We start from the raw sequence: 23,829 nt of genomic DNA, 5'->3' as shown, positions 1-23,829 counted from the left end.
TTATCCATGAGTATTCATACTGAACCAATACATTCTACCATTCTAGCGGCAATAGAAGAGGCCTCTAAAAGATATGGAATTAATACTACCGAGCTAATTGAGCGAGTACAGAAATTGGATGATTCATCAGCTGATGTACATCAGGAAGCTTTATTTTATGCTTTAAATCGAATCTCAATTGATCAACCGAATTGGACGTTTGTTGCAGCAAAGCTATATTTAGAAGAGCTATACAAGAAGGTAGCGGTGATAAGAGGCTATCACCCGTCAGATAAATATGGTGATTTCTATCATTTAATTCAGACTCTGACTGAAAAAGGCATCTATTCTCCAGATTTATTAAGTCACTACAGTCCTGAAGAAATTAATGAATTAATGCACGTAATCGAGCCAACAAGGGACAATCTCTTTAACTTTATCGGGCTCTTCCTATTAGCCGATCGTTACTTAGCAAGAGACCATGATAAGAATATATATGAACTGCCGCAGGAACGGTTGATGATCATTGCCATGACCATTATGCAACAGGAAAAGAAAGAAAATCGCATATCATTAGTAAAAGAGGCTTATTGGGCATTAAGTCATTTGTATATGACCGTTGCGACCCCAACCCTCGCTAATGCAGGCAAGAGCTTCGGGCAATTATCATCCTGTTTCATTGATACGGTTGATGACTCATTAGATGGTATTTACTTAAATAATTGGGATATTGCGAGATTAAGTAAAGATGGTGGTGGCATAGGTGTCTACTATGGAAAAGTCCGTGCGTTAGGCTCTGATATTAAGAAGTTTAAAGAAAATTCTTCGGGAGTTGTCCCATGGATTCGATTACTTAACGATACCGCGGTTAGTGTTGATCAACTTGGCCAAAGACAAGGCGCAATTGCCATCTATCTTGATCTATTCCACAAGGATATTATGAATGGATTCCTAGATTTGAAAACAAATAACGGAGATGAAAGAAGGAAAGCTCATGATATATTCACGGGAGTTTCGATTCCAGATTTATTTATGGAAAAACTACAAGAAGTAGATGGTCATGGCAAAAGTATAGGTGAATGGCACACATTTTGCCCCCATCAAGTGAAGCAAATCATGGGATGGAAGGATGCAAACGGGAATCCATTAGGGTTAGAGGACTTCTATGATGAATCGGACAAAAGATATTTCACGGAAAAGTATGAGGAAGCAGTAAAGCATCCATTCCTCCCTCGAAAAACGTATCGAGCGATGGACGTGATGAAGCGAATCATGGTTGCGCAATTAGAGACGGGGACACCATTTATGTTTTACAGAGATGAGGTCAATCGCCAAAATCCAAATAAACACTTATTAGAAGAAGGGCGTACAGCCATTTATTGTAGTAATCTATGTACTGAAATTGCTCAGAACATGTCAGCGACACAAATTGTGAATGAATACGTTGATGAGGAAGGAAACATCATTATTGTTAGAAAACCAGGTGATTTTGTTGTTTGTAATCTATCTTCTATTCATTTACCAAATGCAGTAAAAGCGGGTGTGTTAGAACGTTTAATCCGAATTCAAGTCAGAATGCTAGATAATGTGATTGATTTAAACACGATTTCAGTGGGGCAAGCACAAATGACGAATAAAAAATTCCGTGCAATTGGTCTAGGAACTTTTGGATGGCATCACTTATTAGCTGTTAAAGGGATTCACTGGGAATCAGAAGAAGCGGTATCCTATGCAGATGAGCTCTATGAACAGATTGCCTATTATACCATTCAAGCATCGATGGAGTTAGCAAAAGAAAAAGGGGCGTACAGTAAATTTAATGGCTCTGAATGGCAAACAGGGGATTATTTTCATAGAAAAAAATATGAGTCTACTTCATGGAACCAACTAAAAGAGGAAGTACAAACATACGGTGTCCGGAACGGGTGGATGATGGCCGTGGCTCCTAATTCTTCAACAGCAAAAATCGGTGGTTCAACCGATGGAATCGACCCGTTGTATGCGGTTGAGTATGCTGAGGAAAAGAAGAATTTTAAATTTATAGTTACTGCTCCAGAGTTAACCCATGTTACATATCCTTACTATAAAAAGGCAAGACATGAACTAAATCAACTTTGGAGTATCAAGCAGAATGCAGCAAGACAGCGTCATATTGATCAATCAATTAGCTTTAATTTGTATGTAAGTCATGATGTAAAGGCTGTTGAACTATTAAATCTTCATATTGAAGCATGGAAGCATAAATTAAAGTCTACTTATTATGTTCGCAGCACATCACAAGCTGAAATAAAAGAATGTACGGCATGTCATAGTTAAGATATTAGGAGGATGAGCAATAATGATGCAATCGAAATTAACGAAGATAAAATTACTGAACCCTGACTTTCCGAATCGATCAACAGGGATTGTGAACGGACAAGCGTCAGGTATTTTGAACTGGAATGATATCGCCTATCCACAAATGTACGATCTATATCAGGTGTTATTATCGAACTTCTGGAAGGCTCAAGAGATCAATATGCAGGATGATATTAAGCAATGGGATCAGCTGACAGCGATGGAAAAAGAAATTTTCCTAAGAATTAACACTCAACTAGCTTCTCTTGATAGTCTGCAAACTCCAACAATGACACATGTGATGGATTATGTAACAGACCCGAGCTTCAAAGCAATTTTTGCGGTTATTGCTCAGCAGGAAGCGGTTCATAATGAATCTTATTCATATATATTAAGCTCACTCATTCCTTTAGATGAACAAATCAAACGGTTTGACCAGGCGAAGGATGACCCAATTGTAAGGAAAAGAAATGAACTGATTCTAGAAGCTTATGAAGCATTTCGAACCGAACCGACATTACAAAACTTATTTTATTTAAGTGTGAATTCAATTGATTTAGAGGGGATTTATTTTTATGCGGGCTTTGCCTTTTTCTATAATCTCGCTCGTCAGCAAAAAATGTTACGAACAAGCACGATGATTAGCTATATTCAGCGAGATGAGATGCAACATGCTTATTTTATTTCTCAGTTTGTGAGAATTCTATTATCAGAGAATCCAGAAATGAATAATGAAGAAAATATCCAATATATCTATCAAACCGTAGCAAAAGCAGTTGAATTAGAGAAGGAATGGGCTCACATTATTTTAAAGGATATAAAGGGTATTGATTTAGCTGAATACGATGGCTATGTTGAATACTTAGCAAATAAACGATTCAGACAGTTGGGATTAGAGAATTATTATCCAGATCGGGAGAACCCAATGCCATGGATTCACGTATTTAGTGATGAGATGATGAATGATACGAAATCCGACTTTTTTGAACAGAAATCTAGAACCTATACAAAAGTAAGCCAGTCCAATGGCTTTGATGAATTGTAACATGAAGGTCGCAATCGTATATTCATCAATTACGGGTAATACGTTAGAACTGAGTGCTAGGATTTATAATCTATTGCAAGAGAAGCTCATAGACGTCGTTTTGTATGAGGTAAAAGACTTCGAACTTTCGTTTCTAGATCAATTAGATGGTCTTATTATTGCTACGTATACGTGGGGAGATGGAATGATTCCAAAGGAAATGGAACCACTGTATGAGGCGTTTGAGAAGAAGAATTTGAAACATGTTATAACCGGTGTAACTGGAACCGGTGATCGTTTTTATCCGCATTTTTGCGGAGCAGTGGATCAATTTCGTGATATGTTGTTTGTTCATTCCAACCTGGCTGTAACCTTGAAGGTAGAATTGAAACCACAAATTAGCGATGAAGTGCGATGTGGACAATTTGTTGATTTATTGTTGCAACGATATCATTCAAATGTATGTGCACAATTGGCTAAAACGTGAGATATTATAGTTAAAATCGTGCGCTGAGTGGGGAGAAGAATGAAACAATTTCAACTGTTGAATTGGGTAGTAGAAGTTGATGTAGAGAAGACAAGGGAATTCTATAGGAATGAAATGGAGCAATGTGATTGTTTATATTGTGAGAACTATAGAATAGCGTGTAAATCTATAGATTCTTCGATTAATGATGTATTTACTTCACTAGGCATTCAACCAGCTATGCCTAGTCATTTATCTGAATTTGGTGATACGGAGGGGCTGCACTTATATATAGGGCATTATCATATTGTTGGTCACTTAATAGAGGGCAGGTATTGTACTGATTCCGAAACAGATGAAATGAATGTAGCTACCATTGGAAACTTTACAATTTGGCTTGAAAAAGAGTTAACGTTTGTACATGATGAGTTGCCACGGCCCGTGTTGCAACTAGCGTTTGAAGTCGGGCTTCCATGGGTTTTAAGTGAAAAGCCGGAGGATTAATAGTAGCAGGGAAAAAGTACAGTATATAATGAAAGAAAATGATACAATGCGTGTGTTAATAGTATGGATAAGGAAGAAGTAAGATTTCTCCCAAAACCTCCCAATAGAATTCGCCATGAAATAGAGGTAGAATTTTCGGTTAATGTATATTATGGAGGCTGAAGGAGGTGATATAAGGGGAGAATTTCCTGTTAACTGCTAAAATTAAGTCGAAATTTACTCATTTTAGTGATATAGACGGAAAAACTTCCTTTATTTTAAGGGGAATATCGGTATTTCCGGATTTAAGCGGAAATTTTCCTTTTATTTTTCGACCACAGTCCATCTATTTGCAAGTGGTACTGTTCATTTGTAAAAAAATATATGAAAAGGGTGATGAAATCACGGAGATTTCACACCCTATTTGTATTGAGAAATAATGATGTAATGACAAAGGTATAAATCTTTATACTTTCTTTATATTTATCTAGTCAATTTATTTATACCTGTCCCTTATTCTTAGGTACATCAACATCGAAAGGATGATTTGTTATGACGGAAACGATCCTAAAAGCGACGAATGTTTCAAAGATATATGGAAAACACAAAGCACTTGATAAAGTATCAATCGAAATAAAACGAGGGATGATCTACGGTTTAATCGGAGAAAATGGCGCAGGAAAATCGACATTTATGCGTACGGTTATGGGATTAATTTCAATAGATGAGGGTGACATCGAGCTGTTTGGGGAAAGTGGCATGAAAGGATTACAGCATGCAAGAAGAAAAATGGGGCAATCGATTGAAACACCATCCCTTTATCCGGAGTTAACTGCACGAGACAATCTCAAAGTCCAAGCTGCAAACGGCGGGGTGAGTGAGAGAGAAATTAATGATTTACTTCAGTTAATGAAGCTTAGTGAGACGGGGAAGAAGAAGGTGAAGAATTTCTCTTTAGGAATGCGCCAACGGTTAGCAATAGCCTCCACTCTTATTACAAACCCTGAATTCTTAATTTTAGATGAGCCAACAAATGGTCTAGATCCGTCTGGAATCGTAGAGATGCGTGAAATTATCCTACGTTTAGTAACAGAACGTGGAATCACTGTTTTACTTTCAAGTCATTTATTAGATGAACTTTCTCAGATTGCGACTCATTACGGGATTTTACATGATGGACAACTCATCAAAGAGCTGTCAAAGGAAGAGCTAGCACGTGAAACTCGTCAATACATGGAAGTAGAAACAACAGAGGTCGAAAAAGCGGTTGTCGTACTAGACGAATTAGGGATAAAGGATTATGAAGTGATTAATGGAACGGAATTGAACATTTATGAACGCTTAGATGATGTTGCTACAATCAATCGCTCATTAGTTTTAGCGAATGTCAATGTCTCAAGAATTGGTACAACGAGACAAAAGCTAGAAGATTATTTCTTACAATTAACAGGAGGGACGACCCATGCTTAATCTATTAACAGCTGAAAGAATCAAATTAATGCGAAGTAAAAAGTTATGGATCGTGCTAGCAATTTTGGCCATTCTTCCGATCTATCAAGTATTGAATAGTAAATTAACTGTGTATTATGGAGGAGAACTTGAGCAAGTTATAGATACAGTTATCAATGGGGCAAGTGGTGTTCTAATGATAAAGAAAAATGGATTAACGATTTTACTTGTCATCAGTGCTTTTATCAGTTTCTTTATTGGGGAAGAATTTCAACATGGAACGATTCGAAATGCGCTGTCATTAGGTCGTAGTCGCACTCATTATTATTTGTCAAAACTTGTTGTTGCTTCCATCCTTACTCTTGTTGGAGTCCTCATCATGACTGGACTGGGCATAATAGGCTATTCGATCGTATTTGGATTTGGAGAAGTTGCAGAGATAAATAATTATCTTGGCTATGCTATCAAGTCATTTTGTACCCTTTATTTACTCATTTTAGCCAATGTATCGGTCTTTGTGATGATTAGTTTTCTCACTAAAAGTAGCAGCATTTCTTTGATTTGGAGTTTTCTTTATACCATGGTGACAGGGTTTGCTCCTGGTATTTTCCAACAAACAGAGCATTTTAAATTTGTTACCTACTGGTTTACAGAGTCATTCTTGTTCTATTTCGACTTCGCTAGACTAGAGACGGTATCTAGATATCCGGAGATGGCGTTAGTCAGTCTTGTCACAATTGTGTTATCATCAGCAGTAGGAATTCTGTTGTTTAAACGAACAGACATAAAGTAGGTCGATGAGATATGGCAACGGTTTTAATTATTGAAGATGACATGGCGATTCATTCACTTATGAAAGAAGCGTTAGAATTGCAGGGCTTCAACACATTGAGTGGATTTTCCGGCACGGAAGGGAAGTTGCTGTTTGAACTGAATCAAGTAGATTTAATTCTTTTGGATTTAATGCTTCCAGGGATGAATGGTGAAGAATTTCTTCAAGAAATAAGAGCGCACTCCAAGATCCCTGTCATGGTGATTTCTGCGAAAACGGACCAGGAGTCTAAATTAGAGCTTTTAACAAATGGTGCGGATGATTACATCACCAAACCTTTTGATATAAAGGAACTGCTTGCACGAATTCAGATTCAATTACGTCACGTAACAAAGGCCGCAGTCAGTGAGAGGAAAGAAATAAGATACAAGGATATAGTCGTGAACATGGAAACGCGTGAAGTGAAGATCAATGATCAAGCCATTCATCTGACAGGGCGCGAATACGCAATCCTTTTACTATTAGTAGAACATCCTCAAAAGGTATTTAGTCGGGCCAATATCTACGAAAGTGTGTGGAATGAGCCATTTTTCGATAGTGATAAAACGGTAAACATGCATATCAGTAATTTGCGAAATAAACTCAACCGAGAAGACACTAACTATATAAAAACAGTATGGGGCATAGGTTTCAAATTTGATTAATGAAAGGAGCGGGATGTTATGTGGGGATGGGTATTTGTTTTCCTAGCATTTGCGCTTCTTTTTTATATTTACTTTTTAAAAAGAGAGTTACGAAAATTGAAAGAAGAAGTTAAAGAGCTTCCGACTCGTGCTAGTTTTGGTAGTAGGCTTTCTCTAGATTTTCGTGAGAAGACTTTACTGGAGTTAGTCGATGGATTAAACCTAATGGTTGATGCATTTGAAGAGAAGAATCGTCAATCAAAACAAATGGAAGAGAATGTGAAGCTATCAATTGCTGGCCTTTCGCATGATTTGCGAACACCACTTACATCTATCTATGGCTATGTTCAACTCTTACATACGACGACCGATGATGCGAAAAGGGCACACTATCTCTTGATTATCGAACAGTCTGTGAATAGACTAATTGAAATGACTGACCACTTTTATGACTTAGCACGAATCGAAATGAATCAAAAAGAGATCGTATTCACTTCTTTATTTTTACCGAACCTAGTTGAAGAAATCTTCTTGTCCTTTTATGAACAATTCGAGGAAAAGAAGATCGACATTCAATTTTCTGAGCAAGTTATTGGACGAAAAGTGATCGCTGACAAATTAATGATTACACGAGTGGTTCAAAATATCATCCAAAATGTCCTTCGATACACTAGAAGTAAGGCTATAATCAGTTATCAGATTGAAAATAACTTTGAAGTTCTTGTGATCAAAAATGACATTAAGCAAGATAGCAAAGTTGCGATTGAAAAAGTCTTTATGCGTTTCTATACAGAAGTCAGCAGTAGAACAAACACGGAAGCAAGCGGGTTAGGTCTCTATCTATCTAAAAAGTTAGTTGAAAAGATGAACGGGAAGATGGAAGCAGAACTAGAGGATCATTGGTTTGTATTGAAAATTTATCTTCCGGGTAGTAGTGGATAAACTGTAGGTAAATACATATAAATTAAATAGGTAGATGAAATGAGGATTTTATAATACTTCAGAAATCAGGAGGTATAAAATGAGGTTGATAGTGGCACTTTTAGTGATCCTCTTAGTAGTAGTTACTGATTATTTTTGGTTTGATGTAGATAAAAAAAGGTGGGGCTGGATGAAAAAATGGTCTAGATTCAGTAAAGCCCTATTCGCTGGGGGATTTGTGATTGTTTCGGTGTTAATCTATGTCGGGCTAAGTGCTGGTAATGTTTTATAAACTATAAATTTATTAGGGGTAAGACACTAATAAAATTAAATCAATGTCCCTACTACCCCTAGAATGCCCCCTATTACAAACAAGGTGATCCCCTTCTTTAACTTCTTCTGTAATTCATTTGATAATTCATTTGTCAATGAATCTCCTTCCTTAAGTCTTTTAAACTGGCTTAGTAATCGATAAAATATCAAAGCAGCAATCACCATAAAAATGAGAGCTAAAGCTGATAAGGGTTTAGACCATTCCAATAAATTCTCCTTCTTTCTCCTTATTTTGTTAAAAATCAAGGTATAAAATAGGATAAGATGCTGCAAGAGTTCTATATTTATTGTAACATAAAGGAATATAATTCCAACAATGAGAGTGTTGAAAGCTCCTATTGATATTAAACTAGAAGGATATATTTTAATTCTGATAGGCTTTATAAATTATGATAATCAGGGAGATAGCCTTTATGAAAATAATAATTAAAGTCTTTTTATCAATTGCGTTAAGCTTATATTTGATAATTCTTACAAAATTAGTTCTGATAAAATATATCCCATTGTCAGCAGTTATAAATCATCTGACTTTTAGCTTTGACTTTGATGATTATTATTGGAATAGCCATAACTTTATACCATTTAAGACCATTACTTACTATTTGTTTTTGGCAAATGATATTAATTTCAACATACGTGTTGAGAATTTAACTGGTAATGTTATTGGATTTGTTCCTTTTGGGTTTCTGCTTCCATTATTGTTCCGAAATTTTCGTAGTTTAAAAAATGTTACCTTTGCAACGTTTTGTTTAAGTTTGCTTTTTGAGGTGCTCCAACTGATTTTTAGATTTGGTAGCTTTGACATTGACGATTTGATACTTAATACATTAGGAGGAATGTTAGGGTATATTCCAATTTCCTTCTTTTTAAAGTGTAACAGTCGAAGAAAAGTAGAACAAAAGAGTGTTATGTATTAAAAAAAACTCGGATTTGATCGCAAATCCGAGTTTAATCCATATCTATATTTCAATCAACCGTAATACTCCCATTATGAGTAGTCAGTTCAATCAAATGATCCCCATTCCCAATGGTCGTACTTCCTTGATATTTATCTAGAATATTTACTCTCCCATTATGAACACTGACATTAAATTGAACATTTGTGGGTTCTATTTCCGAGGTTATTGATATCTTTCCGTTATTCGATTTAAAACGAATATCGCGATCAAGCTCTTTTGTCACCAGCGTGATACCGCCGTTATTCGTTTCCGCTATCAATTTTCCATCAACGTGATCAAGAGTTACTCTGCCATTATCTGATTTCACGTTCACATTCTGAGCACTTACATTAGTCAATGCTATCCGTCCGTTATTTGATTCTACATTTATTCCTTGTGCGTCAAGATCTTCAAATTCAACACGCCCATTATCTGTATCCAATTCCACCTGTTGTGCATTTAATTCAGTAGCAACAATTGCCCCATTATTACTAGATAATTTGAGCATTTCATATTGCTTTTCAGGTAAATAAACATTTAATGTTAACGGCTGTAGCACGTTAAAAAGATCGAAGTTAAACCAACTGCGTAGTTTCTCATCATACGTAATAAATAGTGTTGATTCTCGTACATCAGTGTTAAAAGATTTCGTTACATTTCTAGATGTCTCGCCTTTAAGAATAACTTTGATTGATTCTTCAGTTGTTGGATAGACATTCACTCCGACATTATCAGTGTCGACATCAATAATCGCTATTTCTTGCGCTTCAAAAATCTTTTCTTCTGATATTGATTTTGGATCAACAATCCGATAGGTAAATAGACTACCAATAACCCCAATTCCGATTAATATACATGCAATAAGAGTGAGCTTCTTTTTATTCATCACGCTTTAATCCACCTTTCACGAGTGACGCATTGAAGTTTAAATAGCGTACAAATCCTTTTACAGCAAGCTTTGTTACATAGAGCATTCCTAGTGAGATAAAATAGCCGAGCCCACAAAATACAAAAGAGATAAACAAATTAAAGAGTACAAATCCGCTTGGATGTAAAATGACTTCAAGAAGGACGAGTAGTGGGGAAGCAAGTAGTGATATTCCCACAACCCAACCGGAAAAAATAAGTGCAGCTAATCCGATTGCTGGCCCCAGTACAATGACTAAGTTGAAAAATCCTAATCCAATGACAGCCCAAAGTGCTCGGAAAATGTTTCCGGTTGTAGCGCTTGTTGTTACTTTTTCGAGATGATAATCTGCCAAAATCTCTTTTGCAATTTGAGAGGGAGAACCTAGTGATGCTGCGATTTCCGCTTCCGATTTGCCTTCTTCTAATCCGAAAGTAAAGTATTCCTCATAATCCTGAACAATATCAGTTAACTCAGCATCAGGTAATCTTTTTAAAGAGGCTCTTAGCTGTTGTAAAAAATGATCTTTATTCATGTTTAACACCTTCTTTTATTAATTGATTTACTCCAGTAGAAAACTCGTTCCATTCATCAATGAGCTGATACAAATAGTCTCTGCCTTTTTGTGTTAGTTTGTAGTATTTCCTTGAAGGTCCTTCAGTCGATTCCTGTAAATAGGTAGTGAAATATTCCTCCTTCGTTAATCTCCTCAGCAGTGGATAGACAGACCCTTCTGAAATTTCGATTTGATCAGAGATTCTCTGTACGAGCTCGTAACCATATCGATCCTTTTTATCCAATAGTACGAGCACACATAGCTCTAACACACCTTTTTTAAATTGAACGTTCAATGATCAATCACCCTATCTTTCTATATTTGCTACTGTTTATTATACAGTACCGGTTTATAATTTATACTTCCTGAATATAATATATCATCCACTACTGTTCATTGCAAGCTACTAAATAATATTTTTTGAAAAAGGGCTCAGAAGAATTATCTTCTAAGCCCAGTACCATTAGTCAATAAATTCACGATACTTTCTAATGACGTCATCCGACAAAATCTCATTCTTATAAAAATGACTTACGTACACACTTAACATCATTTCAATGTCTTCTGTTACTTCAATTTTCATTAATACTCGATTAATAATACCTGCTAGCTCAATTGGATTAGAATACATTGTATTCCAGGCACGGACTTGCCATTCTAAATCTTCATTTAAAGCAGCTTCTTCCAGTTCATTAATTGGAACTGGTTCATTCATATGCTCATATGGATCTTCATAATTATCAGTGTAAATAAATTTGATAGGATTATACTCTTTCAGATTATAGGAATAACATTCAGTCCCGGAAATGACATTTATTTCATTGTTCACAATTTCTATTGAGCCATTTTCTAACACTAGATTTCCTGTTAACGAATGAAAGGCAAACTCTACGTCAGGGGTAATAAACCAGTAGTTTCTTTCTGGATCTAATGTAGAAATGTACTCAGTCAATGATGTCCGATCAAGCTCCTCTGAATCTTGCAAACTTGTATATTTCTTTGGCCGATAAAAATAGCGAGCATCCAAATCCTTCATCATTATGGTCCACTGACTTTCAGGACATTCAAATAGCACTCGAAATGCAAACCCTTCATCGTTTTTTTGTAGCTCATCATAAATAAACCATTGTCCAACCTGGAGTGGTACATCAGTCTCTTCAGAAGATATCCCATTGAATGTTAAATGAATAAGTGATTTCGGTGAAAATCCACCATCTGTATTTATATAAATATGTAGTGTTTCTGCCTCTCTCTCAATTCGTTCAATCGTTGAATCGTGTAGACTATCAGCAAATACTTCCTGTACAGCATTCGATAAAAAAGGAACAGCTTGATTTTTCTGTTCAAGAGCTGCATCTAAGATTTGTTCAAATTCTTGGTCAGCAGCTCTCATCCATTGCAAGTAGTCTTCACGTACTGATTTCGGTAAGGATGGCTGATTTAAGGTGCCATCTTCTACATATGGGATGAAACGATCAGGCAAGCTTACTCGTAATTCAGCTCTAACTTCTTCAAGATCGGTTTTTAAGCGACCAATGAGGTCCTCGCCTTCTTCTTTTGCTTCACGCAAAGTGATTTCCCACTCTTCATCAGATTCTGGGATAGGAAGGAGGTTACATTTTAAAAACTTTTCTTTTGCTTCTTTTGATACATTCCACATAATATCACCTCAAGGTTGGAAATACTTACTAATGTAATTTTATGAACATATTTATGATCTCAGCCATCTCTTTCGGTGTTTTGTTCTGGCCATTTTCTAACCAATTCTTCACGACATAAATACAGCCGCTCACTAGAAACATGTTGATGTATTCATACGTTTCTGGATCATCTTCTGTGTTGGAAATTTTGTTTTTGAAGATGTATTCCTGTGTGATCATCATTCCTTTTTTGTGAAAGTGGATATCACTATTCTCGCTGAGGAGGATTTGGCAAATATCGCTTTTTTCTGCGAGATATTCAAATAGTTTCTCAGTCATCTGGAGAGCTTCATCTTCCTTGGAAAAATTATATTTACTGAGAGTAACAACTAAATCCTTTGTGAACTCCTCTTCGATGGCAACGAGTAGGTCATGCTGATTCGCATAGTGTGCATAAAAGGTGGAGCGGTTGATATCAGCTAAATCACAGATTTCTTTGATGGTAATGTTTGAGATTTGTTTAGTTTGCATTAATTTCAACAAACTTTCCTTCAATACCCTTTGCGTATATTGTTTGCGTCGGTCCATTTTGGCACTCAAAGAGCCACAGTCCCTTCCTTGATTTTCCTTTTAAAATAAATTACTAGTAATCCAACAAATATTGTAAGTTTGTTGTGTAATCAACGTTATGTATACAACTGTTTGTTGAATACCCAACATAGTGTTTATTATAATGATAAGATGAAAATCTGAAAGACACAAGAGAGGATGAACAATGATAAATATTGCATCACGCATTATAAAACATAAGAAAGCTGTTCTGATTGCATTTGCATTGGCAACCGTAATCTCAATAGTTGCGCAGTTTTTTGTGTCGGTCAATTATAATATGGTCGATTATTTACCTGATGATGCTCAATCGACACAAGCGATTGAAATCATGGAACAGGAATTTTCAGGGGCAGTACCTAATACGCGAGTGATGGTCACTGATGTAACTCTACAAGAAGCACTCGTGTTCAAAGAAAAGCTATTAGCCATTGATGGAGTTTCAGATGTGATGTGGCTAGATGATGTGGTGGATTTGAAGACTCCCTTAGAGGTAGCTGATAATGAAACCGTTGAAGGCTATTACAAGGATGGGAATGCACTTTTTCTGATTAGTGTACGCACTGGTGATGAGGTTCCAATTACTGATGCAATTTATGATTTGATTGGTGAAGACGGGGCAATTGCTGGTGAGGCGATCAATACGGCCAGTTCACAGAAAATGGCTGGAACAGAGTCCATGTATGCAGCGATTTTGTTAGTGCCAATAATCATTTTTATTCTAGTCATTTCCACCACTTCGTGGGTAGAACCATTGTTTTTCCTAACAGCAATTGGTGTTTCAGTATTGATTAATTTAGGAACGAATATCTTTATGGGTGAGGTTTCCTTTGTAACACAATCAGTTGCACCAATCCTGCAGCTAGCTGTTTCATTGGATTATGCTGTATTCTTGCTTCATAGTTTTTCTGATTATCGAAAGAAGACGAATAATCCTGAAGAAGCCATGCAGCTTGCGATGAGAAAATCGTTCCCAGCAATTACAGCAAGTGCAGCGACAACGTTTTTTGGATTCATCGCACTTACATTCATGAACTTTGAGATTGGTTCTGACCTTGGTGTGAATTTAGTTAAGGGAATTGTCTTGAGTTTCATTAGTGTCATGGTGTTCTTACCTGCATTAACTCTTTATTTCTATAAATGGATGGATAAAACCCAGCATAAAAGCTTTATTCCAAGCTTCGAGGGGATTGGAAATAAAGTATTAAAATTTAAGATTCCGAGTCTACTACTTATTGCAGCTATTATCGTGCCTGCTTTTTTAGCACAAAACAATACTGAATTTACGTATGGACTTGGGGAACAGCCAGAGAGTACGCGTGCTGGAAGTGATTTTAAGCTGATAGAAGCAGCATTTGGTGAAACGACACCAATTGTTGTTTTAGTTCCTAAAGGAGATGTTGCAAAAGAATCGGGGCTTGTGGCTGAATTAGAGGAGCTCGATTATGTAACAAGTGTTGTTGCGTATGTGAACACCGTGGATGCGGTTATTCCTCCTGAGTATTTAGATGAATCGATTTCAAGTGAATTTTACTCTGAAAATTACAGTCGAATTGTCATCAATACAAATCAAGGGACTGAAGGGGATATTCCTTTTAAGATAGTAGAAAATGTTGAAAATATAACAGCTGATTACTACGGGAATCAGGCACTTAGTTTAGGGGAAAGTGTCACTTTATATGATATTAAAAATACCGTTACTAAGGATAACATCGTCGTAAATGTGTTAACCGTTGTGACAATTGCGATTGTACTGTTAGTCAGCTTTAAATCAATTTCGATTCCGTTGCTCTTACTAGTTACAATTCAATCAGCTGTTTGGATTAATCTATCGATTCCATATTTTACGAATACACCGCTTGTATTTGTAGGGTATTTAATCATTAGTACTGTACAGCTTGCAGCGACCGTCGATTATGCGATTTTATTAACGGAGTCTTATAACCATCATCGCCAGGAAATGTCTGCAAGAAAGGCAATTGCGAAGACATTGGATGAGAAGACATTCTCTATTTCTATATCTGCAGCAATTTTGTCTAGTGTCGGTTTTATTTTGTGGATCACTTCTTCAAATCCAATTGTTGCATCGATTGGTTTGTTACTAGGAAGAGGGGCTTTGCTTGCTTTTGTGATGGTTGTGATTTTGTTACCAGCTATGTTAGTGGTATTTGATAAATTCATTAAAAAGACAACCTATAAATCTAATTTTTATGAGGAGAAATGATGATGAGAATGAAACAATTATTCTATAGTGCGCTCGCGTTGATGCTATTCTTACCTTCATTTCTTAGTTACCCTGCCCATGCAGCAGCAGCGGAAGGGAAGATTACTTCAAAGGATGAAGTGGTATATGCAACATTAAATGCATCAGGAAGCCTTGAGAATGTCTACGTTGTAAATACACTTGAAGTGGCTAGAGCTGGTGAAATCTTTGATTTCGGAGCATATTCTAGTGTCAAAAATTTAACGGATTTAACGGAAATTAGTCAAGAAGACCAGACTGTTCGTATGACTGCTCCAGAAGGAAAGTTCTACTATCAAGGGAATCTTGAGGATAATACGGAATTGCCATGGGCGGTATCGATTTCTTACTCACTCGATGGTCAAGAGGTTGAAGCTGCTGAACTTGCAGGCAAATCAGGACATGTTGAGATTAGCATTGACATTACCGGGAATGACCAAGTTGACACCGTATTTTATGAAAACTACTTGTTACAGGTTTCCTTGCTGCTTTCTAACGTCTATCAAAACATTGAAACCTCAGGTGGAATGGTTGCAAATGCGGGAAAGAATAAGCAAATTACGTTTACAGTCATGCCAGGGAAAGAAGAAGGACTAAGTGTCTCGGCTGATGTAGAAGACTTTGAATTTCAAGGAGTCGATATTGCTGCTATTCCTTCAACTCTACCGATTGATACATCAGAAATGGATAATATGACTGATGATATGTCTGAGCTTACAGATGCGATTGGCAAATTAAATGATGGTGTTGCGGAGTTGAAAGATGGTGTGTCCCAATTAAATAATGGGGCAGCAAGCCTTCAGGATGGATCCGCAAAATATAAGAATGGGATAAATCAGCTAGATACCTCGTCCTCAGAGCTTGTGAATGGCTCGCAATCTATACTTGAGGCATTAAGGACGATTAATCAATCTCTTACAGGTCAATCCAATGAAATGGATTTATCGAGCTTGACTGCATTACCTTCTGGTCTTACTCAATTAGGAAATGGGTTAAAGGAAGTAACCGAGGGATTAACAAGCTTACAGGAAAATTACGCCCTTGCATATGATGCGTTAGATGGGGCCATTCAGGAAATTCCTGCTGAACAATTGTCAGAGGGAGAAATTGCAAGCTTGTATGGGAGTGGGGCAAATGCTGAGGTGCTTGATCGATTGATGGCATCCTATGCTGCCTCTCAAAAAGTGAAAATCACTTATGAACAGGTAAAGGAAGCCTTTGCTGCAATTGAACCAACGCTTACTCAAATCAGTGGATCAGTCCAAGGAATGAGCGGGCAACTCATTTCTATAGCTGATAATCTAACTACGGCACTTGATGAAATGGATATGAGCGGCTTGGACCAATTACAAGCAGGTCTAGCAGCACTTTCTACTAACTATAATGAGTTCCATTCAGGATTAACAAGCTATACTAAGGGAGTTAGTGAGTTATCTTCTTCTTATAGTCAGCTTCATTCAGGGATTAGTGAATTAACTGGTGGAACAAGTGAACTGAATAGTGGAGTTGTCGAGCTGCACGATGGAACTGAACAATTATATGAAGAAACCGAAGACCTACCAGAGAAGATGCAAGAGGAAATTAATCAGATGATTCAGGAATATGATAAATCTGATTTTGAACCTGTATCATTTGTTTCTCCTCAGAATGAAAAAGTAACATCAGTTCAATTTGTGATCACGACTGAAAGTATTAAAAAAGAGGAAAAAGAAACAAAAACAACAGCACCAGAGAAAGAAAAAGGATTCTGGGAATTATTGTTGGATTTGTTTAGATAAGAGATTTTAGGGACGGTTATATAACCGTCCTTTTTTGGCAAGGTAAGAAAGTATAAAATTCTGTACTTAGTTTGGTGTCTAGCTCCAGGCGCCATCGGCTCGAGGTCATAAGTCAATCCGTCCAGAAGGTTAAAGGGCAACCTTCCAGCCGGCCCGCCTTATGCTTGTCGCCGATAGGCGGGCGCCTTGCGCTTTTCTTATGAACGAAAAGATAAAAATAATGTTGAGAATAGTTTTAATCACCGTCCAAGTTGAATAGATTATTTGTAATTATAGGGTGGAGGTGGCATCATGTTTTCGGTTACCGAAATGCGTACATTTGAGATGTTCTCTATGCCTCATATTGTTTTCTTAGTATTGTTTGTTATAATCAGTTCTTTTTTAATTCTTTTTAGAGAAAGGTTAAAGCCATTACAATCTCTTATCAAGTGGTCATTATTCAGTATTCTAGTCTTAAGTGAGATTTCCATGCAAATTTGGTTAGTTGTCACAGACCAATGGGAAATTGGGACTCTACCATTACATCTATGCTCTGTTAGTACCATTATTTTAATTTATTTGTTTTTGAAGCCTAGTAAATACGCCTTTTACTTTGTGTTCTTTACAGGGTTTATTCCTCCGATATTAAGTATGGTTACACCGGATCTATTCTATCAATTTCCTCATTATCGCTTTCTTAAATATTTCCTACATCATGCAGCAATCTCTTGGTCTGTCATCTACTTTATTGTATTTGAGGGGTATCGTGTTCCGAGAAAAGCAATATGGACGACCTTTTTAGCCCTAAATGTGATTGCGCTTCCAATGTTTTTTATTAATCTGCTTCTTGATACCAACTTCTTCTACTTAGCGAATCCAACAGAAACAAAAACAATTTTATCCTTTTTTGGAACAGGGGTGATGTATTATCTCAATCTTGAACTGGCCGCACTTAGTGTCCTGCTGATTACGTATATTCCGATGGGTTTGTTGTTAAGAAAAGAGAGGGGAAGAGTGTATTATTAAACATAAAAAGGACGATTGTTCTTCCAATTTGGAAGAAATCGTCCTTATCTTATTAATTCAAGCGATCATCAAACCATTCAAGGAGATGTTGTAAACGTTCTAAGCGGTGCTTTGGTTTGCCAGAGCGTGATAAGTCATGGTTTTCATCTGGGAAACGAACGAGCTTCGTTTCTACACCTAAACGCTTAAGTGCGATGTACCATTGCTCTGCTTGCTCCATTGGACAGCGTAAATCTTGTTCGCTGTGCAGAATAAGTGTTGGTGTTTTCACGTCTCGAGCGTAAGTTAATGGTGAAACCTTGAGTAGCTTTTCAACATCATCCCACAGGTCTGCATGGCCATGCTGCCATTCTGTGAAGAAGAAACCAATATCACTTGTACCGTAGAAGCTAATCCAGTTACAAATACTACGTTGAGTAACCGCTGCTTTGAAGCGCTCTGTACGAGTCACAATTACATTGGTCATATACCCACCATAGCTTCCTCCAGTAACAAATAATTGATCCTGATCAATATAGTTATAGGTTGCTAGGGCGTAATCAACACCAGCCATAATATCCTCATAATCCATGCCACCGTAATCACCAATAACAGCATTTACAAAGTCATGTCCATATCCTTGGCTTCCTCTTGGGTTCGTATATAGTACCACATAACCTTTAGCCGCCATTAACTGCATTTCATGGTGTAATCCATTTCCATAAGCTGTTGCAGGACCACCATGAATTTCAAGAATCATTGGATACTTCTTACCTTCTTCATATCCATAAGGCTTAAGAATCCAGCCTTCAATATCCCAGCCATCTGTGCTCTTGTAGTGGAAGTTCTCAGGTGTGCTCAAATGAACCTCGCTAAATAGCTCTTGGTTCCAATCAGTAATCTTATCGACATTATTCACATTTGTTAAGTCTTGAAGGACGATATCTCCAGTTGAATGTGGAGTCGCAAGCACAAGAACCGCTTGATCATCATTAATTAGATCATAAGAAGTCACAGTTGCTACTGAAGGAGAAAGGGCAGAAGAAACTTGCCCTTCTAAATCTACCTTGAATAATTGGCAGTCTCCACCAACAGTTGCATTAAAGTAGATGTTAGAACTTGTAGTGTCCCAAATTAATCTTGATTCAGCTGTATCATACTTTGCATCGACACCAACAAGATTTCCAACAGTGAAATCAAAGCTTTCTGTTAGATTTGTTAATGCACCAGTTTCTAACGAAAGAAGGAGAACATTCGTATTTCCTTGACTTCTTTCACCGCGAGTATGACCAGCAACGGCTAGCCATTTACCATCTGGTGAAACAGAAGGTGCCATAATATAGCCGTTTCCTTGGTAGAACAGAACTTCTTCTTTCGAGGTGATATCATATTTCCAAATGGCAGGAAGGTAACCCCACTCTTTATCTTCAGCTTTTGTAGCAATGTAGATAAGGCTTTTTCCATCTGGTGTGAAGCGTGGTTGAGAGAAATCATGCTCTCCATCAGTTATCTTTGTATAAGACTTCGAATCAATATCAAACAAATATACATGTTTACGATCCTCGTTATAAATACCAACTCCGTCACCTTTGTAACGAAGTCTAGTTATTACTTTAACATCGCTTTTTTCTTCTTTTTTCTCTTCTTTATCGGAGTTAAGCTTCAATTCTCCACTAATTGTAAGTACTAGCTGCTTTCCATCTGGAGACCATCCAAATTCACCAATTCCTTGCTTTACATCAGTTAATTGTACAGCTTCCCCACCATTAGTATGTAACAGCCAAACTTGATTTTTTCCAGTGCGGTTTGAACGGAAGGCAAGTGTAGTTCCATCAGGTGACCACTTTGGATCAGCATCCTTCACTAGGCTGTCCTTAGAATAATGAGAAGTGAACTGTCTACCTTCACCTTTTAAATCAGTTACATAGATGTAAGAATAGTAGCCATCTTTTTCTTTATCAACATGAGTTAAAACATATGCCGCTTTGTCTTTAGTAGGAGAGACTTGTGGATCTCCAACAAATTTAAATTTACATAAATCATCGGCTGTGATAGGTCGTTTCGTCATTTGAATTCCCTCCATATTTGGCAAATCTTTAACTCTATCATAACATTTCGGGATTCGAAGTAAAATATAATTTTTTGGATTTTCTAAATTAATAGATTATTAATGGTTGATATATTTCTCAAAGACATCACCAAAATCTTTTTGGTGGTACTTTTTACGAACAGAGGTCAACCAGTCGAAACCAGCCTCTGTTAACAGTTTATATTGGTCTGCCATTTGGTTTTCATGGGTTCTGGAGTTTTGTAACACTGTTACTGCATGATTAAGACTTTGATTTGCTAGCTCTAGCATTACATCGTTTTCTTGCATGAGTTCAGAAATGTAGACAAGTGCTTTGTATAAATCATTGAGCTTGTCAATTTGCTTTTTATCAACATCAATACTAAATGCTTCATTTCCTAGCTTGAATTTAATTTCTATGTCCAGGTCGATTTTTCCAGCAGTTTCTAGCTCTACATTTGATATGATATTTTTTGAGTAGGAATAACGTTTAAGTGTTCGTTTAGAAGAGACAGCTGTTTGCCCATCTACATGAATGAGTCCTAGATTTGTAAAGCAATACTCATCAGCTTTTGTCTTAATTAAAAAATATATCTTTTCTTTGTCTTCGTATCGAACGTAATCATCTGCATCGGTTTTGTCAAAATCCTGTGGTTCAATAATCTTTCCAATGTCTGATAAACCTAATGCATCAGAAGCAAATTTCTTTAACATGATTCGTCTCTCCTTTTTTTCAATAAATTCAAACAACTTTATTTTATCACAGTGATTTGTTTTTTATGCTGAAAAAGTCATTCGCTTTTTTTCTTGAATTTCATGAAGTTTAATTATAACCTTGAAATGGTAGATTATTGTTTTCCCATTTTTGGTGGAAAAAAACACATCTAAGAAGATCATTTGATCATGATAGGAGGACTTTTTTGAATTCAGAAGCTGGTATATCACTACATAAAGAGAAGATTTGGACACGTGATTTTGTACTAATTTGTTTATCGAATTTCTTTATTTTTCTTGGATTTCAAATGACCTTACCAACGATTCCTCTCTTTATTGAGAAATTAGGTGGAAATGATCAGCTGATAGGAGCAGTTGTGGGGATTTTTACATTTTCTGCTTTGTTAGTTCGCTCATATGCCGGTCACGCCCTTGAAACAAAGGGTAGAAAGTTTGTGTATTTAACCGGATTATTTATTTTTGTTATAGCAGTAGGGTCTTATGGTTTTCTCCCTACCATTGCTTTTTTATTTTTCATGAGAGTGATTCAAGGTGTAGGCTGGGGGTTTTCAACAACCGCATCTGGAACGATTGCAAGTGACCTTATTCCTGCTAAGAGACGTGGGGAAGGAATGGGGTATTATGGATTATCAGGGAATATTGCGTTAGCTTTTGGACCATCACTAGGTCTTACATTAGCTGGCATTATTTCATTTGAACAGTTGTTTTTGATTTGTGCCGTTTTAGGTCTAGCTGCTTTGATTCTTTCTTCTAAAATCAAGTACAAGCAGGTTGAACAAATCAAACAACCGGAGGTCAAGAAGAAATGGGATGTGTATGAAAAAAGTGCATTAGTTCCTTCAATGTTATTATTTTTCATCACGGTTACATTTGGTGGAATTGCGACTTTTTTACCGTTATTTACAGCCCAAAAGAATATTACTGGCATCCAGCTGTATTTTCTTGTTTTTGCCTTAGCCTTAATGGCTTCAAGAACATTTGCTGGTAGAATCTATGACAAAAAAGGACATGTTGCTGTCTTTCTTCCAGGAGCAGTTCTAATTATGTCTGCAATGTTTTTGCTTTCGTGGCTACCGAATACAACGGTTTTATTAATTGCTGCCGTTTTATACGGAATCGGATTTGGTTCGGTTCAGCCAGCGCTTCAAGCCTGGGCGATTGAAAAATCACCGAAGCATCGAAGAGGAATGGCGAATGCCACCTTTTTCTCATCATTTGACTTAGGTGTAGGGATTGGTGCCATGCTGTTCGGGCAGATTGGGCACTTATTTGGATACCACACAATTTATCAAACAGCTGCTATTTCTGTTAGTATTTCAATTGTTCTTTATCTTATTTTATTAGTTAAGCAAAGACAAAAGTAAATGAGTGATTCTAAATTAAACGAGGTGGGGAAAATGAGTGAAAGTAAGACAATTGAGCTGTTGAAAGCTCCGAATACATCGTCAAGTCTAGTTCGTGATTTTAAACAGTTAGGATTGGAGGAAGGAATGGTCGTAATTGTCCATTCTTCTTTAAGTTCTTTAGGCTGGGTTTGTGGTGGACCAGTTGCAGTGATTGAAGCATTAATGGAGGTCGTTGGAGAAGACGGTACAATTGTGATGCCTACTCAGACTGGGGATAACTCAGATCCATCAGTGTGGCAAAACCCTCCTGTACCAGAGGAATGGTGGCCGATTATTAGAAATGAGATGCCTGCATTTGATCCGGATGTAACACCAACTAGAGGGATGGGAAAGATTGTTGAGACCTTTCGAACATATCCTCATGTGAAAAGGAGCATTCATCCAGCCTACTCCTTTGCGGCATGGGGGAAATATGCAGACTATATTATCTCGGAGCAACCACTAGAAGCGGGATTTGGTCCAGAATCACCATTAGCAAAAATATATAAACTTGGTGGACATGTTTTATTAATTGGGGTGAGCCATGATAGCAATACGTCCCTTCATTTTGCAGAACACTCCATTGAAAATCGAAAGCTCGTTACAAAAGGGGCAGCATTGATTGAAAACAATGAACGTGTTTGGAAAAGCTTCGAGGAAATTGAGTATGATGCAGATGTGTTTGAGGAGTTGGGAACTGATTTTGAGAAAGAATACCCAATTAAAACGTTGAAAATAGGTAATGCTAATTGTAAGCTTATGAGTCAACGAGAATTAATTGACTTTGCACGGAAATGGTTAAATTAATAGATTGATAGCGTGGTGCTTTTACTTCGATAAAAGCACCTTTTTTGTTGCCTATAAATCAATCTAATACTATAAAATCAGTGGTTTAAATGGTACACTTTAAATCGTTGTACACAGTTGAGTATTTAACGCTATTGTTGGAGATAAAATACTAAGGACATTTTGACTGTGCTGCATGAATTTAGGAGGGCAAAACATGAATATGACAAATAACGATATCTTGATTCGATTAAGATATGCATTAGATATAAAAAACAATGATATGGTAGAGATTTTTCAGCTTGGTGGCATTGAAGTGACAAAGGACGAGGTGCTTAAGATTCTCACTAAACCAAAGGACTACTATGAGGATGACGTAGACTTTGATGAAATTGAGGAAGACGATGACCATATTGAATGTGATAATAGAATGTATGAGTCATTTTTAAATGGCTTTATTACATTTAAAAGAGGGAAACAGGAGCCAAAACCAGGACAACCAGAGTTCCCTGCTATCACAAATGAGCATGCGAATAACTTGCTCTTAAAAAAGGTGAAAATCGCTCTATCATTAACAAGTGAGGACATGCTTGATATATTAGAAGAAGCAGGTGTTACTGTTACCAAGGGTGAAATGAGTGCGATTTTAAGAAAAAAAGGACACAAGAACTATAAAGTGTGTGGTGACCGATACGCGCGAAACTTCTTAAAAGGCTTAGCGCTAAAACATAGAGGATAGTGTTAGAAAGAACAT

General features: G+C 36.9%; 24 protein-coding genes. 16 read left to right on the top strand and 8 right to left on the bottom strand.

All coding sequences use genetic code 11. The features are described 5' to 3' along the window. Nucleotides 1-6: 6 nt before the first annotated feature. From F7888_RS11370 to F7888_RS11330, 9 genes are all read left to right on the top strand, one after another. Complete coding sequence (locus F7888_RS11370; RefSeq protein ID WP_191779564.1) at nt 7-2,295, top strand: ribonucleoside-diphosphate reductase subunit alpha; 2,289 nt, start codon at nt 7-9, stop codon at nt 2,293-2,295. A gap of 25 nt (nt 2,296-2,320) precedes the next feature. Next, entirely contained in the window at nt 2,321-3,361 is a 1,041-nt protein-coding gene (locus tag F7888_RS11365; protein WP_412096000.1) for a ribonucleotide-diphosphate reductase subunit beta, read from the top strand. A 1-nt stretch (nt 3,362) separates the two neighbouring features. Continuing rightward, nucleotides 3,363-3,827: a flavodoxin domain-containing protein gene (locus F7888_RS11360; protein ID WP_191779560.1), complete on the top strand. Its 465-nt coding sequence runs from the start codon at nt 3,363-3,365 to the stop codon at nt 3,825-3,827. A 39-nt stretch (nt 3,828-3,866) separates the two neighbouring features. After that, on the top strand, nt 3,867-4,310 hold the full coding sequence (locus F7888_RS11355) for a hypothetical protein (RefSeq protein WP_191779558.1): 444 nt from the start codon (nt 3,867-3,869) through the stop codon (nt 4,308-4,310). Nucleotides 4,311-4,841: 531 nt separating this feature from the next. After that, nucleotides 4,842-5,759, top strand: coding sequence for an ATP-binding cassette domain-containing protein (locus tag F7888_RS11350; protein ID WP_191779556.1), 918 nt, complete (start codon nt 4,842-4,844; stop codon nt 5,757-5,759). Beyond that, a complete protein-coding gene (locus tag F7888_RS11345) occupies nt 5,752-6,531 on the top strand; it encodes an ABC transporter permease (RefSeq protein ID WP_191779554.1) in 780 nt (259 codons plus the stop codon). The genes F7888_RS11350 and F7888_RS11345 overlap by 8 nt, the downstream gene beginning before the upstream one ends. A gap of 11 nt (nt 6,532-6,542) precedes the next feature. Continuing rightward, complete coding sequence (locus F7888_RS11340) at nt 6,543-7,214, top strand: response regulator transcription factor (RefSeq protein ID WP_191779552.1); 672 nt, start codon at nt 6,543-6,545, stop codon at nt 7,212-7,214. A gap of 18 nt (nt 7,215-7,232) precedes the next feature. Further along, nucleotides 7,233-8,135 (top strand): sensor histidine kinase, encoded by a 903-nt coding sequence (locus F7888_RS11335; protein WP_191779550.1) that lies wholly within the window; start codon nt 7,233-7,235, stop codon nt 8,133-8,135. Between the two features lie 79 nt (nt 8,136-8,214). After that, on the top strand, nt 8,215-8,406 hold the full coding sequence (locus tag F7888_RS11330) for a hypothetical protein (RefSeq protein ID WP_191779548.1): 192 nt from the start codon (nt 8,215-8,217) through the stop codon (nt 8,404-8,406). Between the two features lie 35 nt (nt 8,407-8,441). Here the strand turns inward: F7888_RS11330 and F7888_RS11325 are convergent, their stop codons facing one another. Then, nucleotides 8,442-8,654 (bottom strand): hypothetical protein, encoded by a 213-nt coding sequence (locus tag F7888_RS11325; RefSeq protein WP_191779546.1) that lies wholly within the window; start codon nt 8,652-8,654, stop codon nt 8,442-8,444. Between the two features lie 206 nt (nt 8,655-8,860). On the opposite strand from F7888_RS11325, the gene F7888_RS11320 reads away from it, so the two are divergent. Beyond that, a complete protein-coding gene (locus tag F7888_RS11320; RefSeq protein ID WP_191779544.1) occupies nt 8,861-9,364 on the top strand; it encodes a VanZ family protein in 504 nt (167 codons plus the stop codon). Between the two features lie 49 nt (nt 9,365-9,413). On the opposite strand, the gene F7888_RS11315 is transcribed toward F7888_RS11320, so the two are convergent. The 5 genes from F7888_RS11315 to F7888_RS11295 form a co-directional block, all read right to left on the bottom strand. Continuing rightward, on the bottom strand, nt 9,414-10,274 hold the full coding sequence (locus tag F7888_RS11315) for a DUF4097 family beta strand repeat-containing protein (RefSeq protein ID WP_191779542.1): 861 nt from the start codon (nt 10,272-10,274) through the stop codon (nt 9,414-9,416). Then, nucleotides 10,264-10,827 (bottom strand): DUF1700 domain-containing protein, encoded by a 564-nt coding sequence (locus tag F7888_RS11310; RefSeq protein ID WP_191779540.1) that lies wholly within the window; start codon nt 10,825-10,827, stop codon nt 10,264-10,266. The genes F7888_RS11315 and F7888_RS11310 overlap by 11 nt, the downstream gene beginning before the upstream one ends. Next, nucleotides 10,820-11,143, bottom strand: a complete 324-nt coding sequence (locus F7888_RS11305; RefSeq protein ID WP_191779538.1) for a PadR family transcriptional regulator — start codon at nt 11,141-11,143, stop codon at nt 10,820-10,822. Before F7888_RS11305 ends, F7888_RS11310 begins: the two co-directional genes overlap by 8 nt. 168 nt (nt 11,144-11,311) lie before the next feature. Further along, the gene (locus tag F7888_RS11300; RefSeq protein WP_191779536.1) at nt 11,312-12,508 is read right to left on the bottom strand and encodes a DUF4085 family protein; all 1,197 of its coding nucleotides are present in this window, start codon (nt 12,506-12,508) and stop codon (nt 11,312-11,314) included. A 28-nt stretch (nt 12,509-12,536) separates the two neighbouring features. Next, the gene (locus F7888_RS11295) at nt 12,537-13,019 is read right to left on the bottom strand and encodes a TetR/AcrR family transcriptional regulator (RefSeq protein ID WP_318246269.1); all 483 of its coding nucleotides are present in this window, start codon (nt 13,017-13,019) and stop codon (nt 12,537-12,539) included. Nucleotides 13,020-13,263: 244 nt separating this feature from the next. On the opposite strand from F7888_RS11295, the gene F7888_RS11290 reads away from it, so the two are divergent. From F7888_RS11290 to F7888_RS11280, 3 genes are all read left to right on the top strand, one after another. Continuing rightward, nucleotides 13,264-15,321, top strand: coding sequence for an efflux RND transporter permease subunit (locus F7888_RS11290; protein WP_191779532.1), 2,058 nt, complete (start codon nt 13,264-13,266; stop codon nt 15,319-15,321). 2 nt (nt 15,322-15,323) lie between these two features. Further along, nucleotides 15,324-17,117 (top strand): YhgE/Pip domain-containing protein, encoded by a 1,794-nt coding sequence (locus F7888_RS11285; protein ID WP_318246267.1) that lies wholly within the window; start codon nt 15,324-15,326, stop codon nt 17,115-17,117. A 291-nt stretch (nt 17,118-17,408) separates the two neighbouring features. After that, the gene (locus F7888_RS11280) at nt 17,409-18,122 is read left to right on the top strand and encodes a YwaF family protein (RefSeq protein WP_191779527.1); all 714 of its coding nucleotides are present in this window, start codon (nt 17,409-17,411) and stop codon (nt 18,120-18,122) included. Nucleotides 18,123-18,174: 52 nt separating this feature from the next. Here the strand turns inward: F7888_RS11280 and F7888_RS11275 are convergent, their stop codons facing one another. Both F7888_RS11275 and F7888_RS11270 read right to left on the bottom strand, forming a co-directional pair. Beyond that, entirely contained in the window at nt 18,175-20,169 is a 1,995-nt protein-coding gene (locus F7888_RS11275; protein ID WP_191779525.1) for a S9 family peptidase, read from the bottom strand. 99 nt (nt 20,170-20,268) lie between these two features. Beyond that, complete coding sequence (locus tag F7888_RS11270; RefSeq protein WP_191779522.1) at nt 20,269-20,883, bottom strand: PH domain-containing protein; 615 nt, start codon at nt 20,881-20,883, stop codon at nt 20,269-20,271. 206 nt (nt 20,884-21,089) lie between these two features. Here F7888_RS11270 and F7888_RS11265 point away from each other — a divergent pair, with 206 nt between their 5' ends. The 3 genes from F7888_RS11265 to F7888_RS11255 all read left to right on the top strand — a co-directional run bounded on the left by F7888_RS11265 (nt 21,090) and on the right by F7888_RS11255 (nt 23,814). After that, on the top strand, nt 21,090-22,268 hold the full coding sequence (locus F7888_RS11265; protein WP_191779520.1) for an MFS transporter: 1,179 nt from the start codon (nt 21,090-21,092) through the stop codon (nt 22,266-22,268). A gap of 33 nt (nt 22,269-22,301) precedes the next feature. Then, complete coding sequence (locus tag F7888_RS11260; protein WP_191779518.1) at nt 22,302-23,096, top strand: AAC(3) family N-acetyltransferase; 795 nt, start codon at nt 22,302-22,304, stop codon at nt 23,094-23,096. Between the two features lie 196 nt (nt 23,097-23,292). Continuing rightward, nucleotides 23,293-23,814 (top strand): YehS family protein, encoded by a 522-nt coding sequence (locus F7888_RS11255; protein WP_191779516.1) that lies wholly within the window; start codon nt 23,293-23,295, stop codon nt 23,812-23,814. The last annotated feature ends 15 nt before the right edge of the window (nt 23,815-23,829 follow it).

Origin of the sequence: Litchfieldia stipae (genome assembly GCF_014837155.1) — a bacterium.
Taxonomy (GTDB): Bacteria; Bacillota; Bacilli; order Bacillales; family Bacillaceae_L; genus Litchfieldia.
The sequence above is the reverse complement of the archived record's forward strand: the minus strand, read 5'-3'. Positions and strand labels throughout refer to the sequence as shown.

What these genes read in the sequence shown, in the direction of transcription:
- F7888_RS11290 (WP_191779532.1), top strand. Translation starts at nt 13,264, where the DNA reads ATGATAAATATTGCATCACGCATTATAAAACATAAGAAAGCTGTTCTG.
- F7888_RS11335 (WP_191779550.1), top strand. Translation starts at nt 7,233, where the DNA reads ATGTGGGGATGGGTATTTGTTTTCCTAGCATTTGCGCTTCTTTTTTAT.
- F7888_RS11260 (WP_191779518.1), top strand. Translation starts at nt 22,302, where the DNA reads ATGAGTGAAAGTAAGACAATTGAGCTGTTGAAAGCTCCGAATACATCG.
- F7888_RS11300 (WP_191779536.1), bottom strand. Translation starts at nt 12,508, where the DNA reads ATGTGGAATGTATCAAAAGAAGCAAAAGAAAAGTTTTTAAAATGTAAC.
- F7888_RS11345 (WP_191779554.1), top strand. Translation starts at nt 5,752, where the DNA reads ATGCTTAATCTATTAACAGCTGAAAGAATCAAATTAATGCGAAGTAAA.
- F7888_RS11320 (WP_191779544.1), top strand. Translation starts at nt 8,861, where the DNA reads ATGAAAATAATAATTAAAGTCTTTTTATCAATTGCGTTAAGCTTATAT.
- F7888_RS11330 (WP_191779548.1), top strand. Translation starts at nt 8,215, where the DNA reads ATGAGGTTGATAGTGGCACTTTTAGTGATCCTCTTAGTAGTAGTTACT.
- F7888_RS11355 (WP_191779558.1), top strand. Translation starts at nt 3,867, where the DNA reads ATGAAACAATTTCAACTGTTGAATTGGGTAGTAGAAGTTGATGTAGAG.
- F7888_RS11340 (WP_191779552.1), top strand. Translation starts at nt 6,543, where the DNA reads ATGGCAACGGTTTTAATTATTGAAGATGACATGGCGATTCATTCACTT.
- F7888_RS11350 (WP_191779556.1), top strand. Translation starts at nt 4,842, where the DNA reads ATGACGGAAACGATCCTAAAAGCGACGAATGTTTCAAAGATATATGGA.
- F7888_RS11275 (WP_191779525.1), bottom strand. Translation starts at nt 20,169, where the DNA reads ATGACGAAACGACCTATCACAGCCGATGATTTATGTAAATTTAAATTT.
- F7888_RS11360 (WP_191779560.1), top strand. Translation starts at nt 3,363, where the DNA reads ATGAAGGTCGCAATCGTATATTCATCAATTACGGGTAATACGTTAGAA.
- F7888_RS11310 (WP_191779540.1), bottom strand. Translation starts at nt 10,827, where the DNA reads ATGAATAAAGATCATTTTTTACAACAGCTAAGAGCCTCTTTAAAAAGA.
- F7888_RS11370 (WP_191779564.1), top strand. Translation starts at nt 7, where the DNA reads ATGAGTATTCATACTGAACCAATACATTCTACCATTCTAGCGGCAATA.
- F7888_RS11365 (WP_412096000.1), top strand. Translation starts at nt 2,321, where the DNA reads ATGCAATCGAAATTAACGAAGATAAAATTACTGAACCCTGACTTTCCG.
- F7888_RS11255 (WP_191779516.1), top strand. Translation starts at nt 23,293, where the DNA reads ATGAATATGACAAATAACGATATCTTGATTCGATTAAGATATGCATTA.
- F7888_RS11295 (WP_318246269.1), bottom strand. Translation starts at nt 13,019, where the DNA reads ATGCAAACTAAACAAATCTCAAACATTACCATCAAAGAAATCTGTGAT.
- F7888_RS11270 (WP_191779522.1), bottom strand. Translation starts at nt 20,883, where the DNA reads ATGTTAAAGAAATTTGCTTCTGATGCATTAGGTTTATCAGACATTGGA.
- F7888_RS11285 (WP_318246267.1), top strand. Translation starts at nt 15,324, where the DNA reads ATGAGAATGAAACAATTATTCTATAGTGCGCTCGCGTTGATGCTATTC.
- F7888_RS11280 (WP_191779527.1), top strand. Translation starts at nt 17,409, where the DNA reads ATGTTTTCGGTTACCGAAATGCGTACATTTGAGATGTTCTCTATGCCT.